13 protein-coding genes are annotated in these 15,566 nt (G+C 39.0%); 7 read left to right on the forward strand and 6 right to left on the reverse strand.

Annotated elements, in window-relative coordinates; translation table 11 throughout:
• Nucleotides 1-3 precede the first annotated feature (3 nt).
• The 5 genes from GWI97_RS11265 to caiF all read left to right on the forward strand — a co-directional run bounded on the left by GWI97_RS11265 (nucleotide 4) and on the right by caiF (nucleotide 6,029).
• Nucleotides 4-2,814, forward strand: a complete 2,811-nt coding sequence (locus GWI97_RS11265) for an RHS repeat protein (protein ID WP_161751988.1) — start codon at nucleotides 4-6, stop codon at nucleotides 2,812-2,814.
• Nucleotides 2,815-2,897: 83 nt separating this feature from the next.
• Entirely contained in the window at nucleotides 2,898-3,137 is a 240-nt protein-coding gene (locus GWI97_RS18625; RefSeq protein ID WP_123220779.1) for a cytotoxic necrotizing factor Rho-activating domain-containing protein, read from the forward strand.
• A 386-nt stretch (nucleotides 3,138-3,523) separates the two neighbouring features.
• Nucleotides 3,524-4,135, forward strand: a complete 612-nt coding sequence (locus tag GWI97_RS11275; RefSeq protein ID WP_087803363.1) for a lytic polysaccharide monooxygenase — start codon at nucleotides 3,524-3,526, stop codon at nucleotides 4,133-4,135.
• Nucleotides 4,136-4,426: 291 nt separating this feature from the next.
• The gene (gene fsa / locus GWI97_RS11280; protein ID WP_036934402.1) at nucleotides 4,427-5,089 is read left to right on the forward strand and encodes a fructose-6-phosphate aldolase; all 663 of its coding nucleotides are present in this window, start codon (nucleotides 4,427-4,429) and stop codon (nucleotides 5,087-5,089) included.
• Nucleotides 5,090-5,636: 547 nt separating this feature from the next.
• Nucleotides 5,637-6,029, forward strand: a complete 393-nt coding sequence (gene caiF, locus GWI97_RS11285; protein WP_036934398.1) for a carnitine metabolism transcriptional regulator CaiF — start codon at nucleotides 5,637-5,639, stop codon at nucleotides 6,027-6,029.
• A gap of 64 nt (nucleotides 6,030-6,093) precedes the next feature.
• Here caiF and caiE read toward each other — a convergent pair whose 3' ends face one another.
• From caiE to caiT, 6 genes are all read right to left on the reverse strand, one after another.
• Nucleotides 6,094-6,687: a carnitine operon protein CaiE gene (caiE, locus tag GWI97_RS11290; protein WP_036934396.1), complete on the reverse strand. Its 594-nt coding sequence runs from the start codon at nucleotides 6,685-6,687 to the stop codon at nucleotides 6,094-6,096.
• Nucleotides 6,688-6,726: 39 nt separating this feature from the next.
• On the reverse strand, nucleotides 6,727-7,512 hold the full coding sequence (gene caiD, locus GWI97_RS11295) for a crotonobetainyl-CoA hydratase (RefSeq protein ID WP_036934395.1): 786 nt from the start codon (nucleotides 7,510-7,512) through the stop codon (nucleotides 6,727-6,729).
• A gap of 76 nt (nucleotides 7,513-7,588) precedes the next feature.
• Complete coding sequence (gene caiC / locus GWI97_RS11300; RefSeq protein WP_036934392.1) at nucleotides 7,589-9,145, reverse strand: crotonobetaine/carnitine-CoA ligase; 1,557 nt, start codon at nucleotides 9,143-9,145, stop codon at nucleotides 7,589-7,591.
• Nucleotides 9,146-9,219: 74 nt separating this feature from the next.
• The gene (caiB, locus tag GWI97_RS11305; RefSeq protein WP_036934391.1) at nucleotides 9,220-10,440 is read right to left on the reverse strand and encodes an L-carnitine CoA-transferase; all 1,221 of its coding nucleotides are present in this window, start codon (nucleotides 10,438-10,440) and stop codon (nucleotides 9,220-9,222) included.
• A gap of 67 nt (nucleotides 10,441-10,507) precedes the next feature.
• Complete coding sequence (caiA, locus tag GWI97_RS11310; RefSeq protein WP_023582983.1) at nucleotides 10,508-11,650, reverse strand: crotonobetainyl-CoA dehydrogenase; 1,143 nt, start codon at nucleotides 11,648-11,650, stop codon at nucleotides 10,508-10,510.
• A gap of 41 nt (nucleotides 11,651-11,691) precedes the next feature.
• Nucleotides 11,692-13,206 (reverse strand): L-carnitine/gamma-butyrobetaine antiporter, encoded by a 1,515-nt coding sequence (gene caiT, locus GWI97_RS11315; protein ID WP_036934388.1) that lies wholly within the window; start codon nucleotides 13,204-13,206, stop codon nucleotides 11,692-11,694.
• 600 nt (nucleotides 13,207-13,806) lie between these two features.
• Here caiT and fixA point away from each other — a divergent pair.
• Both fixA and GWI97_RS11325 read left to right on the forward strand, forming a co-directional pair.
• Nucleotides 13,807-14,580 carry a putative electron transfer flavoprotein FixA gene (gene fixA / locus GWI97_RS11320; RefSeq protein WP_087803365.1) on the forward strand — a complete coding sequence of 258 codons (774 nt, stop codon included), beginning with the start codon at nucleotides 13,807-13,809 and terminating at the stop codon, nucleotides 14,578-14,580.
• A gap of 11 nt (nucleotides 14,581-14,591) precedes the next feature.
• Entirely contained in the window at nucleotides 14,592-15,530 is a 939-nt protein-coding gene (locus tag GWI97_RS11325; RefSeq protein WP_036934383.1) for an FAD-binding protein, read from the forward strand.
• The last annotated feature ends 36 nt before the right edge of the window (nucleotides 15,531-15,566 follow it).

Raw genomic sequence — 15,566 nt, forward strand, 5'->3', positions numbered from 1 at the left:
AATATGTCAAATCAACAATTACATACAAGAACGCCAACGGTGGTGGTTCATGATAATCGAGGATCGGCTATTCGAGAAATTAGCTATTGCCGTCATCCTGATACGGTTAACCAAACGGATGAACGTATTACGCGTCACCATTATCATGCTCGCGGTTATTTAGAACGCAGTATTGATGCAAGATTGTATGAAACACAACAATCAAATTCAGCAATACAACCGAATATTCAACAAACAGTGAGTTTAGGTGGCGCGATTGCTGTATCTCAAGGGATTGATAATGGTACAAGCTTTAGTCTTAATGATATTGAGGGTACCGTTTCACAACAGATTAATGCAAAAGGTACGGTGACAACGTATGAATATTCTGAGCCCAGCGTTGAGCGATATTTAGAGCAAGTCAAAGAAGGAAAATTAGGGAATTCAGACACGAAGGTTATTCAGAAATTTAAATGGGGACAAGGAAACGCGAGTGAGTTAATCGATACCAATCAAGTGGGAAAATGTATTGAACACTTTGATACGGCAGGTAAAAAAACGTATAGCAATTATTCTCTCTTGGGGCATGTTATTGCAGAAACACAACAATTGCATATGGGTAGTGTTATTGATTGGAATTCAAGTCGTGAAGTAAATGATATTCAACAAGCTGAAAAATTTACCACTCAATATACTTATGATGCGACAGGGGTTGTATTAGAAGAAACCGATGCAAAGGGGAATAAACGCCGTATTGCCTATGATATTGCAGGCTTTGTTAAGCAATCTTGGTTGACCTTAAAAGGACAATCAGAACAAGTGATTTTACGCGCTTTAACCTATTCTGCTACGGGGCAAAAATTACGTGAAGAGCAGGGTAATGGCTTAGTCACCACTTATGAATATGAGCCTGAAACGCAACGTTTACTGAATGTCAAAACACAGCGTCCTCAAGGTCATGCATTAGGTGCGAAGATCATGCAAGATCTGCGTTATGAGTACGATCCCGTCGGCAATATTATCTGTCTGAAAAATGATGCTGAAGCAACGCGCTACTGGCGTAATCAGAAAGTCGTGCCTGAAAATCGTTATATCTATGACTCTCTGTATCAATTAGTGAGTGCAACAGGCCGTGAATCTGCCAATCAAAAAACACCTGCATCAATCCAATCTCAAACCATTACCACGTTGGTCAAAGATGCACAAAGTTATACCAATTACACGCGTTTATACGCTTATGACAGAGGCGGTAATTTAACGCAAATCCGTCATAACTCCGCTATTGCGCAACAAAGTTTTACCCAAGATATAACCATATCTAATAAAACTAATCGGGCATTACTTAAATCACAATGTTCTGATCCGAAGCAAGTCGATAGCTATTTTGATGAGAGCGGTAATTTAACCCAGCTTCTTAATGGTGATGCCATTATTTGGGATAGCCGTAATCATCTGAAAGCCACAAAAGAGATAATGGAAAGTGGGCATTTGTCTGAGGGTGAAACTTATCAATATAACAGTGCGAGCCAACGTATGACGAAAATACGCGGGCGCAAAACTGCTAACGGTCATTTAGAAAGAGTCACTACGCACTATTTACCGAATATTGAACAATGGGACGTGAGCACAAGTTCTGTGACAGAGAAATATGCCGTTGTACAAATTCAAGCAGGCACTAGTGCAAAAGTCAGAGCATTGTGTTGGGAAATTGGCACACCGAAAGGAATTGAAAATAACTCACTGCGTTATAGCTATGATGACGGTATTGGCAACAGTGGATTAGAAACCGATGGTCAAGGGCAATTAGTTAGCTATGAAGAGTATTACCCTTATGGTGGCACTGCGATTTGGTCTAGCGAAAATGCAGTAGAGGCTGATTACAAAACCATTCGTTATTCAGGTAAAGAAAAAGACGCTACGGGGATGTATTACTACGGTTATCGTTATTATCAACCGTGGATTGGTCGCTGGTTAAGTGCCGACCCCGCAGGTACGGTGGATGGACTAAATTTATACCGAATGGTGCGTAATAACCCTGTGACATTGCATGATCCGGATGGACGAATACCATTAAAAGAAGATACTTTAGCATCTACAAGTACAAGTGAAGCGGCTAATTTATCAGAAACATCTGCGAATACTTTAAATACTCATCATTTTGTTAATAAGTTACCAACAGAATATAAAGAATTAACAGGATATAAAAAAGGCTTTAAATATGGGATTAGTGAATTAGGTAAATATTTTAAAATAATATCGACACCAGACCATAAATCAGAACAATTAGTGATTACATCACATGGTGGATATTTCCCTTGGCACAATGAAATTTCTCCGCCAGAAGGGACTACATTAGATTTCTTAAATCCACATAAAACGTATTTAGCTGATCCTAAAATATCTAACTTAGCGACAGGAAAAAATAAAACATTTGTTTCTATTACGAGTGAAGACACTATTCCGAAAAAACAAAATGCGGTTGAGATTTTAAATAGTCGAGGATTATGGGGGTTATCAGGTAGCCATTCAAAAGGAAAAGTAAAGGACTACGCATTATCAAAATATGAAGATGATACGATTGAATCCGTCGCTACGGCATTATCTTCAAATAGAGATTTTGCAATAATGGATAGTAATACGGTGAGATCTGATTTTCTAATTGTCAGAAATAGGAAAGATATAAAGAGCTTATTAGCAAATGTAACATTAGGAAGTGTTTTAAAAGAATTAGAAAAAAATGATATCAATTATAAAAATATCGTTTGTGGTTTTTGCCGAGGTGCAATACTGAGTCACAATGAAACTTATAATGTGAAATCCTCACGTTCTCTTTAGAACAACTTAAACCTGTAAATAAATAGTGTTTTTAATAAATATATTATTAGTCAGTCTCAAAGACGATAAGATAAGCTTCGGCAATAACTTATCTTGGGAAACAAGGCACGAAGATCGATCATGTCCAAGAAAATGTCGCTACATTTGATTATAATCTTGAAGCTAAGTTGCCTAGTTTCTCCGGCAGGGCTGGTTATAGTTATGCCCTATTGGCCAAGGATTCAGGAAAAGTTAATGTGAAAGTATTGTCGGAAGATGTGATTATCGATATGAAGACGAACAAAATTAGTGTTCTGAACTCAATGAAAACTCGTTTACATTAATACATCGTAATTACAGAATGACATCAATTGCGATTGTATATTGCTATATTGTAATCACGTTAAAACATATCCCAAAATATACAACCCAGAGAGACAGCATTTCTGTCTTATTTGGGTTGTTTTTATTTTATATTGATGATTTTATTTCTTTTAATAAAATATAAAAAAGTAATAAAAATAATTTAATTTATTATTTTTGTTATTGATAGTCATTTAATAAATATTAAATGACCGTGTTAGTCTCATTTTAATATTAAATTAAATGGCGATGTTGCTCACAAATATAAATAAATGAATATTTAATTATCTTTTTTTGACTAGTATATATTGTGATTGATGCAATCATTATATTTAAAAACACTTATTAATAATTATGAGGCTTTATTATGAAGAAAAATAAACTTATGGTATTCACTGCAACATTATTACTATCATCAGCGGGTTTTATTTCAACAGCGTCAGCTGATGTGACGTTAAAACATGGATACATTGATACTCCTCCTAGCAGAGCTTTTCTTTGTTCAGCAAAAGGGAAAAATTTAAATAAAGATTGTGGTCCAATACAGTATGAACCTCAATCAATTGAGGGGCTTAAAGGATTTCCTAAAGATGGGCCTGCTGATGGTCAAATTGCTAGTGGTGGGAAAGAAGCTTTTTCTGCTTTAAATGCACAAAGTGCGGATCGTTGGCATAAAGTGGCAATGAAAAGTGGAGAAAATATGTTTAAATGGACATTAACGGCTAAACATAGCACTGAATCATGGCGGTTTTTTATTACGAAACCAGGGTGGGATGTAAATAAACCATTGACCCGTGCTGATTTTGATTTAACACCATTCTGCCAACAAGATGATAATGGCAAAATACCAACAGAAACCGTAGAGATAAATTGTAATATACCAGAGCGCTCAGGTTATCAGATTATTTTAGGCGTTTGGGATATTGCGGATACAGGTAATGCTTTTTATCAAGTTATCGATGCTGAATTTAAAAAATAATAAATTTAACGTAATAGAAGAAATTATTTAATATCAATAATGGTATTGTACTCAATCTTATTTATTTTAAATTATAAATAGATCATAAATCCGAATTCTAAATTTGGATCAGAGTTAATGTTTTTTATTAACTAGAAACTATAATCATTTATTATTGTTATTTAATTAATAGCGCCTCTACTCGGGCGCTATTTTTATTGGAACCACTAGAAATCCATCGCGCACAATGCTACTTTTTACGTTATACCTATAATTATTTAGCTTAAAAACCAACATTATTGAGGCGCGATTATGGAAATCTATTTAGATACAGCGGATATCGAAGAAGTCAGAAAACTCTCTCAAGTTCTTCCTATTGCAGGTGTCACCACCAATCCGTCTATTATTGCTAAATCAGCACAAGATATTGAAACGCTGTTACCTGAATTAAAAGCTGCAATGGGAGGCAAAGGCCGAGTATTTGCACAGGTCATTGCCAGTGATGTCGATACCATGGTTGAAGAAGCATTACGTATTGGCAATATCGCGGATAATACCGTGATTAAAATCCCAGTTACTGAAGCGGGGCTTGTCGCCATTAAACAATTAAAGCAAAAAAATATGCTGGTATTAGGTACCGCGATTTACAGTGTCTCACAAGGGTTAATGGCGGCTTTAGCAGGGGCAGATTATATTGCGCCTTATGTTCACCGAATGGATAGACAAGGCTCTGATGGGGTAAGGGTTGTCAAAGAATTACAAACCTTAATTACTATGCATAATTTACCGACTAAAATCTTAGCAGCGAGTTTTAAAACACCAAGACAAGTTGTTGATTGTTTATTAGCGGGGGCTTCTTCGGTGACATTACCGATTGAGCTTGCTTACTCTATTATTCGCTCACCAGTTGTGGATGATGCGGTAAATAGATTTTCGGATGATTGGCAAACTGCATTTGAGCGTCGTTTTTTATAATCAATTTAATAATATGAGACTAGGTGCTATAGAGTTATATAGCACTTAGTTTATCGCTTTTAGTATATAAAATACTAATCTTCACTTTTACTAATGTTTTAATCACTGGGTTATTATTGCATTAAATAAACGAATATTGATTTATATCTAATAATAAGCCACCTTTCTAGCAATCTAAATTCAAATCTATTATTATAATGTTAGTCTAGAAATGGATTATTAATATAATCTATTGTTTTTTATTTTGTTGTTTCAAATGCTTTATTTATCAATGTGTTATGTTTGTTTTTTTAATTTAATTAATTTTTATTTTTACTCAGTTTAATAGTTATTACTTTTGTTTTAATAACAAAATAATAAATTGTGACAGGCGTGTTAATTAACGAGTTTGGTTGTTAAAAATAAATTAATATTATATTGATGGGGTAGTTAAATTACCAAATTAACAGGGAAAACGGATACTCCGTGGTGCAATGATAATTAACATATACAGTTATTATTTTTATTTAGCAATAAATAAAATTTTATTTGTAATACTGGAGTAAATATGTGTGAAGAATACATGAATAAGCCACTCTATCTGTCAATTGCTGATTGGGTTCAAGAACAAGAGCGTTGGGTAAGCGCAAAAGAGATCGCGAAAAAATTCGATATCCCTCAATGTAATGCGATTAATATCGTTTCTTACATCCTTTCTGATGTGAAAGAAATTGAGTGTGAAACGAAAAGTGTTCCTAATCAACTTGAAGGCAGAGGATGTCAGTGCCAACGAATGATCAAAGTGAGTCATATTGATCCTCAACTCTATTCACGTTTAAAAGGTCATGCTCAAGGAAAAAGTAGTCAAAGCTCACCTGAAAAATTAGCGACGATGATCCCTCATGGGCTCAACCATGAGCAGAAATGGCAATGGATGCTGTCAAAATCACAACGACGCTAACTGATCATTTATGATCTTACAATAAATACAATACGACAGGCGCAATGATGCCTGTCGCTGTTTATTACTGACCTTTAGGTTTAACGTCTGTAGTGCCTCGTAAACGTGGACGATTAGGTTCAGGCGCGGCTAGTGGCATTGTTTCGACTAAGCTTTGGTGGCAACGTACTGTGAGATCTTGATATTCACGCGTGTTCATGCGCTTCCATTCCATCTCTTGATCAGTAATATCGCGCAAATGTTTGGCAGGACTGCCAATTAACATTTGGCGAGGTTGTCCTTGAAAACCCGCTTTTACAAAGCTCATTGCCGCTACAATGCTTTCTTCACCAATCACGGCTCCATCCATAATCACGCTATTCATGCCGACTAAGCTGTCACGCCCGATAATACAACTATGAAGGATCGCTCCGTGTCCGATGTGTCCATTTTCTCTTACTATGGTATCCATATCTGTATAACCATGCATGACACAACCATCTTGAAGGTTAGCACCTGCTTCAACAATTAAGCGTCCATAATCCCCTCTTAATGAGGCTAATGGGCCAATATAAACACCCGCACCAATAATGACATCACCAATTAATACCGCAGATGGGTGAATATAGGCGGTTGGATGTACTACAGGAACAAGACCTTCAAACGCGTAGATACTCATCCGTTTTCCTCTTTGTTGTATTATCGAAACACTAGATAATTACCGTCCTTTCCATTCAGGTACACGTTTCTCAGCAAAGGCAAGTGGTCCTTCTGTGGCATCTTCTGAATGGAGAACACTTGGATAATGTTTTAATACACCACTGCGCATTAATTTGTAGCCTTCTTCAATAGAAAGTTCGCTAGTGGCACGATAAATCTCTTTTAATGCTGCAACAGCCAGTGGGGCGCTATTGGCGATTTGATCTGCGAGTTCACGAGCGCTATCCATTAATTCAGCAACGCTAACAACACGGTTTGCAATACCCCAACGTAATGCTTCGTCTGCATTCATGCGACGGCCTGTCATCAGCATTTCATTGACGATAGCAGGGGGGAGACGTTTAGGTAAACGTAGAACACCTCCACTATCTGGCACAATACCTAATTGTGCTTCAGGTAACGCAAAAGAAGCGTTGTCTGAGCACACCATCATGTCGGCAGCGAGTGCTAATTCAAATCCACCACCAAAAGCATAGCCGTTAACCGCTGCAATGACGGGTTTATCTAGAGTGAAAAGCTCGGTTAACCCCGCAAAACCGCCTGCGCCGAAATCAGCATCAGGAGCTTCACCTTCAGCTGCTGCTTTTAAATCCCATCCTGCCGAGAAAAAGCGTTCACCTGCACCTGTAATAATCGCGACACGTAAGTTGGGATCATCACGAAAACGTAGGAAAACTTCTCCCATTTCATGGCTGGTTTTCGCATCAATAGCATTGGCTTTTGGTCTATCTAATACAATTTCAAGTACTGAACCACGCGTTGTTAGGTGTAATGATTGGCTCATGTTGTATTCCTTTTCATCATCAAAAATAAGCATTTATGATTGAGGTTATTAAGTTGTGATTGAATCTACCTATGCTTTATTTCAAATGCTTTTTAATCACTTTTCCGGAGCAGTTACGTGGTAAACCCTCTCTAAATTCAAGAGCACTGGGAACTTTAAATTTCGCCATATTTTGCTCACAGAAATGGAAAAACTCTTCTTCACTCAAGGTTTCATTCTCGACCAGCACCACAAAGGCCTTGATCGCTTCATCACGAATGTTGTCAGGGACACCTATTACAGCCACATCTTGAATTTTAGGGTGTGAAGAAATGATGTTTTCAATCTCAACGCAAGAGACGTTTTCACCCCCGCGTTTGATCATATTGCAACTGCGATCAACAAAATAGAAAAAGCCTTCGTCATCACGATAACCATAATCACCCGTATGTAACCAACCTTCTGGCTCTAGCGCTTTGGCTGTTGCATCAGGTCGATTGTAATACTCTTTGAATAAGGTTTTTCCTGGTTCACCTTTTACGCAAATCTCACCTACCACCCCATCAGGGACTTCGTTATTTTGTTTGTCTCTAATTTGGGCTTGATAGCAAAAACCCGGTCTGCCAATTGATGGCCAACGGCGTTTATCGCCAGGCCTGTCACCAATTAAACCAACAATGGTTTCTGTCATGCCATAAGAGGTGAGTAATCGAACCTTAAAGCGTTCAATAAAGGCGTCTTTTTCTTCATCTGAGAGATTAAGGTAGAACATCACTTCGCGTAATTTGTGTTGCTTTTCTTCTGATGAAATGGGTTGGGCCATTAAAGTTCTCATCATCATTGGAATACATTCTGTTACCGTTGCTTGGTATTTAATTATCTGTTTCCAAAAGGCTCTAGCACTGTATTTTTCTAACAATACAAAGGTAGCACCCACTGAAAATGCCGCGAGGGAAGCCGTGCATTGGCAATCAATATGAAAAGCAGGCATTACAGTAAGATAAACGTCATCTTCCCGTAAGGCGTTTTGCCATGATGAATAATAACCGGCAAAGCGTAAGTTATAGTGTGTGATAACAACGCCTTTAGGTTGAGAGGTTGTGCCTGAAGTAAAAAGAATTTCAGCCGTATCATCCACACTTAATGGGGTGTAATGATTAAGCGTAATAGGGTGCTTGGCTTTCTCTTTTAAAAAGTCGATAACCCCTTTTTCAACAGGGAGATTGTTTTCTGTTATTAAAAACAACTGCGTTAAAGGGTTTTGTTCATCCTGTAGCATAGGTTGATAAATAGGGTAGAAATTATCGCATGTGACCACGTAGTGGGCTTGGCAGTGGTTGATTATCCATGCGCTCTCTTCATGCATAAATCGCGCATTAATAGGCACCATGACAGCGCCTATTTTTGCCAGCCCAAACCAGCAAAAGAAAAATTCAGGGCAGTTATCAAGATGCAAGGCAACATGGTCGCCTTTTTTTATGCCACCAGCATGGAAAAGATTTGCGGTTCTGTTTATCTCTTCATTTAATTCACTGTAGCTAAATTGTCTCTCTTGTCCTTGTGCGGATCCAAAAATTAGCGCTGTTTTTGTACTATAAACCTCTGCCAAATCATCCCACATTTGACGTAAGTTTTGTTTGCCAATCACATCCATTAAACTGTTATCCCGTTCTTTTGCCGTGAGTTCAGACGCGCTTTCTACCTTTGCGCTATCTGAATTCAACAGTATTACTTTTCGATTTTAGCCAGCCCCTTATCGACTAGCCCCCTGATTTGTTCATCGCTATATCCGATATTTTTCAATATCGCGTCAGTGTCCATGCCGTGAGACGGCATTCCACGCCAGATTTTTCCCGGATTATTTTTAAATTTCGGCATCACATTTGGTCCTTTGCAGGTTTCGCCATTCATGGTTTGCCATTCGGTGATCGATTCACGCGCGATATATTGCGGATTATCTTCAAGCTCTGGAATGGTGAGTACTTTGGCACTGGCAATATTGAGTTCTGAAAGGCGTTTAAGGACCTCAGTGATAGGCTGTTTGGCTAACCATTCATCTAACTTGTCTTCAAATAATTGGCCATGAGGGCAATTAATACGGTGAATAAGTTGAGTACCTTCCGGCACTTCAGGTGTACCAAGCAGATGAGCCAGGCCGATATCTTTGAAAATTTCTTCAATTTGCGTGATACCGACAACTTCCATCACGATATAACCATCTTGGCAACGGTAAAGCCCACAGCCTGCGTAGTACGGATCTTTTCCTTTGGTCATTCGAGGACAAATTTCGCCCCCATTGAAATAATCCATCATGAAGTATTGCCCCATGCGCAACATCACTTCATACATAGCAATATCAATACTTTCACCTTTGCCTGTTTGTTGGACTTTATACAGTGCAGCTAACGCGGAAGTGGTTGCTGTCATTCCTGAGAAATAATCTGCGGTATAAGGGAAGGCTGGCATTGGCTGATCTTTGTCACCGTTTTGAATAAGGTAACCACTAAAGGCCTGAGCGATGGTGTTATAAGCGGGTAGGTTGGTATATTGCGGATCACCGTATTGACCAAACCCCGATAAATGCGCAATAACCAATTTAGGATTATGCTCCCACAATACTTCATCAGTAATACCACGGCGTGCAAAAGCTGGGCCTTTACTGGCTTCGATAAAGATATCGGTTGTTTCCATTAATTTTAAAAACGCATCACGACCTTCGTCTTTAAAGATATTTAACGATAGTGCATGAAGATTACGGCGAGAAAGTTGAGGGTAGTGAGGTTGAACGCGGATGGTGTCAGCCCATGCAACGTTTTCAATCCAAATCACTTCAGCACCCCATTCTGCAAACATTTGTCCTGAAAATGGCCCTGCAATTTCAATTCCTGAAAACACAACACGAACCCCTGAAAGTGGGCCGAATTGTGGCATTGGTAAATGTTCTGTCATAGCGTCACCTCGTAAGTGGTTGAGTGAAACCTCTCTTACCTAATGATGAGAGAGGTTTCGTGATTAATTAGCGGTACTGTTTAAGTACTGAACGTCCAAGTGTCAGGATCTGCATTTCGTCAGAGCCACCAGAGACACGGTCAACACGAAGATCACGCCAGAAACGAGAAATACGGTGCTCGCCAGCAATACCAACACCACCAAGCACTTGCATGGCACTATCAACCACTTCAAATGCTGCATTCGCACAGAAGTATTTACACATAGCTGCATCACCAGAAGTGATTAAGTTGTTGTCACTCTTCCATGCAGTTTCATATAACATGTTGCGCATTGAATTGAGTTTGATCGCCATATGAGCGAATTTTTCTTGAATAAGTTGGAAACGGCCGATAGCTTCGCCAAATTGCACACGTTGGTTGGCATAACGAGCAGCATCTTCAAATGCACACATCGCAGTACCGTAGTTAGTAAGAGCCACTAAGAAACGTTCATGATCGAACTCTTCTTTCACTCGATTAAAGCCGTTGCCTTCACGACCAAACATGTCTTTTTCTTCAAGTTCAACGTTGTCGAAAGTGATTTCACAGCAGCTATCCATGCGTAAACCCAGCTTTTCTAACTTGTTGACTTTGATACCGGGTTTGCTCATATCCACAAACCATTCGGTAAAGATAGGTTTATCTGGAGACGCTGAGTCACGGCTCATTACAACAACATAAGGGGTATAGGCACTACTGGTGATAAAGCATTTGCTACCGTTAAGGTAAACTTTGCCATCTTTACGGGTATAAGTAGTTTGTAAGCTACCAACGTCGGAGCCTGCCCCGGGCTCAGTGATAGCAGAATTCCACATTTGTTTACCTGTACCACGGAACGCCATGATTTTATCAATTTGCTCTTGAGTCCCTTCACGTAAGACGGTGTTAAAGCCACCTGGTAATTGATAAAGCACGTAAGTTGGCGCACCTAAACGACCTAATTCCATCCAAATGGCAGCAACAGTAACAAAACCTGCATTTAAGCCGCCGTGCTCTTCAGGGATAAGCAGATTGTCAATTTCCATATCCGCTAAGGCTTTGACAAAACGTTCTGGGTATTTGCTTTCGCGATCACATTGTGCGAAATAAGCTTCCCAGTTTTCACTGGCCATTAATTCGCGGACACCGTCAACAAACAGTTCCTGCTCATCATTCAATCTAAAATCCATGTTAATAACCTCTTAATATGTCATTCTTTGCGTATAGCGGATCAGTCTTTCCAATGTACTTTGGCATCTTTAATAAAGGACAAGGTGACCATGATATTGACGAAAAATAGTGGGCATCCTCCGGCGATAATGGCGGTTTGAATCGGTTTTAAACCCCCAAGTGCTAATAGGATGATGCCGATAACACCAACTAATACAGACCAGCCGATACGCACTAATAAAGGTGGCTCTGCGCCTTCTTTCATAGAGCGACAAGTGGACATGGCGAGTGTGTAAGAGCAGGCATTAATTAAGGTGACAGTGGCAATAAAGCAGAGGATAAAGAAGCCCCACATTGTCGCTGTACTAAGCGGTAATGCTGCCCATGTTTCGATAATGGCGCGTGGAACACCATATTGTTCAATTAGTTGTGGAATATTGAGAATATTTTGATCAATCAGTTGTAGAGTATTACCGCCAAGAATTGTCCAAATTAGCCAAGTCCCTGCGGTTAAGCCTGAAACCATTCCTAAACACAGTTCACGCACAGTACGGCCTTTAGAGATACGGGCTAAGAATATGCTCATTTGAATGGCGTAGATAACCCACCATGCCCAATAGAAGACCGTCCAACCTTGAGGGAATCCACCTTTACCGATTGGGTCTGTATAGAACAACATACGTGGCATATACATCAATAATGTGCCCACAGAATCAGTAAAGTAATTGACGATAAAGCTTGCACCACCGACGATAAATACCCAACCCAGCATTAAAAAACTCAGATAAGTACGCACATCACTGGCGATTTTTACCCCTTTTTGCAGACCGAATGCCACACAAATAGCATTAAGCAAAATCCAGCAAGAGATAATAATGGCGTCTAATTGCAGGGTATGTGGAATACCAAATAGGTATTGAATACACTCAGTCACAAGTGGTGTGGCTAAACCAAGGCTAGTCCCCATGGCTAAAATTAAGGCAACTAAATAGAAATTATCAACAATGGTACCGAATAAGCCATTAACGTGTTTTTCACCAACTAATGGAGTTAAGGTGCTACTTGGTCGAATGACCTCCATTTTGCGTACAAAGAAGAAGTAGGCAAATGCAACAGAAAGGAAACTATAAGTTGCCCAAGGTAAAGGCCCCCAGTGAAACAAGCTGTAAGCAAGGCCAATCTCTTTTGCTTGTGTTGAATAACCTTCCATTCCAAAAGGTGGGCTTGAAATGTAGTAGTATATTTCAATCGACCCCCAGAAAAGGACAGCTGCGGATGTACAAGACGCAAACATCATAAAGATCCAGCTTGCGGTACTAAACTCAGGTTTGTCTTCCCCAAGACGTTTCTTGGCATAACGGCCGAAGACTAGCCAGAACCAACCTCCGAACATGATAACCATGTACCATTCGAAGGCCCAACCCCAGACATTGGTAACATAGCTGAAGACGGCATTAATCACTTCATTTGAAGCATCAAGATCGCGTACCGTTAACCAACATAAAATACCAACAATGATCAATGGCGGAAAAAAAACCTTCGGTTCTATTCCTACCTTTTTATTATCTTTGCTCATGGTTAAATTTTCCAAATATATTTAGCGCAGAAGTTTAAGTAGTGTTAATTCCTAATAACTAATAAAGCAATTAAGTTTATTTGTGAATATTTTGTCTATTGGTGATTCATCATAATAGAAAAATAAAGTCATTGGCTAATCTACAAATCCATTAATGATAAAGAATGATGGATATTATAAGAAATCTATTCTGTTATTCACTTCACACTATTCTTTTTGTCGTTTTTATGTTACGTTTTATAACGTTTTGTTTTCATTGTAACTAACTGATAGTTATTGGTATTTGGTCGTATGTAATCGGCTTGTTATATTCCATCTTTCAATATTGTTGATCTGAGTGGCAATATTGAATGTTAAATACCATTATATTTATTATCTTCAATATTGTTGATCGAAGTAGCAATATTGAAAGTTGAACACTTAAATTAAAACTAATTTCAATATTGGTGATGTATTTGGCAATATTGAACGCTATCTCTTCTTTATTTAATAATGTTCAATATTGGTGACCTAGGTTTAATTTTTTAACCGCTTAATTATGTTAATTCTATATTACATTGCCAGAGTAAATGACATTATTTATTAATTTCAGGAGATGTAATGAATATTATTACATGTTACAAGAGTGTTCCCGATGAGCAGGATATAACGATCAATAGCGCAGATGGTTCGTTGGATTTTTCTCGTGCTAATACCAAAATCAGCCAATATGATTTAAACGCAATTGAAGCCGCTAATCAGCTTAAGACGCAACTTGATGGCATTCAAATCACGGCAATGAGTGTGGGTGGTAAAGCACTGACAAATGCGAAAGCGCGTAAAGACGTTCTTTCTCGCGGTGCTGATGATTTAGTCGTTGTGGTTGATGACCAATTTGAAGCCTCTTTACCCTATCAAACGGCGGTTGCACTAGCAGTAGCAGCCACTAAAAAAGGTTATGACTTAATTCTTTGTGGTGATGGTTCTGCAGATCTCAGCTCACAACAAGTTAGCTTGCTGGTGGGCGAAATTTTAAATATCCCAGCAATAAATGGTATTAACAAAATTGTTTCTCTTTCTAATGATTCCATCACGGTTGAACGTGAATTAGAAAATGAAATTGAAACACTGACAATTCCATTACCTGCTGTCATTGCGGTGTCTACTGACATTAACACACCTCAAATTCCTTCGATGAAAGCCATTCTTGGCGCTGCCAAAAAACCAGTTCAACAATGGAGTGTTACTGATCTTAGTCTGGATGTTATTACTGCGCGTTCAGAGCAAAAAGTCGCGGCACCAAAACAGAAAGTCCGTCAACGCATCATTATTGAAGGTGATGGTGACGATCAGATTGCTGAGTTGGCAGAACATTTACGCAAAATTCTTAAGTAATAGGGGGAGTTATGAGCCAATTTTCAACTGTTTGGGTATTTAGTGATGCACTTTCCCGTTTACCAGAATTAATAGGTGGTGCTTCTTCATTAGGTCAATCTATTAATGTATTTACATTGAATGATGAACAAAGTGTGGTTGCCTTTAAATTAGGTGCAACAGCTGTTTTTCAATTAGAAGGCAAACCAGACGATCGCATTATTGAAGACTATGCACAAAGCATGGTTGAAACCATCAAACAAAAAAGTGATGCAGGTTTAGTACTATTACCGAATACACGTCGTGGCAAATTACTCGCAGCACGCTTAGGTCATCGTTTAGAGGCGGTTGTTTCTAATGACGCACAATCTTTAACAGTAGACGGTGATGCATTAGTCACAAAACACATGGTTTACGGTGGTCTTGCCTTTGGTGATGAAACCCTGAAAACCCCTTATTGCGTGGTGACAGCAAGCGTGGGGGCTTTTGATGTTGCACCAGAAAATGACGCTACGGGTAATGCACAAAAAGTGGCATGGATAGCGCCAGCTCAAACCATTGTTCGTAATGCAGTTCAACCGCGCGCAATCAACGCCGTTGATTTAGATAAAGCGCGCTTTGTTGTCAGTGTAGGTCGCGGTATTGGTAGCAAAGAAAATATCGCTATTGCAGAAGAATTAGCGAAAGTTATTGGTGCTGAGATTGCCTGTTCTCGTCCTGTTGCTGAAAATGAGAAATGGATGGAGCACGAGCGTTATGTTGGTATTTCTAATCTGATGCTGAAACCTGAACTCTATTTAGCGGCTGGTATTTCAGGACAGATTCAACATATGGTCGGCGCAAATGGCGCACAAACTATTGTTGCTATTAATAAAGACAAAAATGCCCCTATCTTCCAATTCTCTGACTACGGCATTGTCGGTGATTTAATGAAGATTTTACCTGCATTAACTCGTCAATTATCTAACTGATTTATTTAAGCAGAGAAGGCGACTTCTCTGCTTTTA

Source organism: Proteus sp. G2300 (assembly GCF_009915965.1).
Lineage (GTDB): Bacteria > Pseudomonadota > Gammaproteobacteria > Enterobacterales > Enterobacteriaceae > Proteus > Proteus vulgaris.

What these genes read in the sequence shown, in the direction of transcription:
- GWI97_RS11265 (WP_161751988.1), top strand. Translation starts at nt 4, where the DNA reads ATGTCAAATCAACAATTACATACAAGAACGCCAACGGTGGTGGTTCAT.
- GWI97_RS11275 (WP_087803363.1), top strand. Translation starts at nt 3,524, where the DNA reads ATGAAGAAAAATAAACTTATGGTATTCACTGCAACATTATTACTATCA.
- fsa (WP_036934402.1), top strand. Translation starts at nt 4,427, where the DNA reads ATGGAAATCTATTTAGATACAGCGGATATCGAAGAAGTCAGAAAACTC.
- caiF (WP_036934398.1), top strand. Translation starts at nt 5,637, where the DNA reads ATGTGTGAAGAATACATGAATAAGCCACTCTATCTGTCAATTGCTGAT.
- caiE (WP_036934396.1), bottom strand. Translation starts at nt 6,687, where the DNA reads ATGAGTATCTACGCGTTTGAAGGTCTTGTTCCTGTAGTACATCCAACC.
- caiD (WP_036934395.1), bottom strand. Translation starts at nt 7,512, where the DNA reads ATGAGCCAATCATTACACCTAACAACGCGTGGTTCAGTACTTGAAATT.
- caiC (WP_036934392.1), bottom strand. Translation starts at nt 9,145, where the DNA reads ATGGATGTGATTGGCAAACAAAACTTACGTCAAATGTGGGATGATTTG.
- caiB (WP_036934391.1), bottom strand. Translation starts at nt 10,440, where the DNA reads ATGACAGAACATTTACCAATGCCACAATTCGGCCCACTTTCAGGGGTT.
- caiA (WP_023582983.1), bottom strand. Translation starts at nt 11,650, where the DNA reads ATGGATTTTAGATTGAATGATGAGCAGGAACTGTTTGTTGACGGTGTC.
- caiT (WP_036934388.1), bottom strand. Translation starts at nt 13,206, where the DNA reads ATGAGCAAAGATAATAAAAAGGTAGGAATAGAACCGAAGGTTTTTTTT.
- fixA (WP_087803365.1), top strand. Translation starts at nt 13,807, where the DNA reads ATGAATATTATTACATGTTACAAGAGTGTTCCCGATGAGCAGGATATA.
- GWI97_RS11325 (WP_036934383.1), top strand. Translation starts at nt 14,592, where the DNA reads ATGAGCCAATTTTCAACTGTTTGGGTATTTAGTGATGCACTTTCCCGT.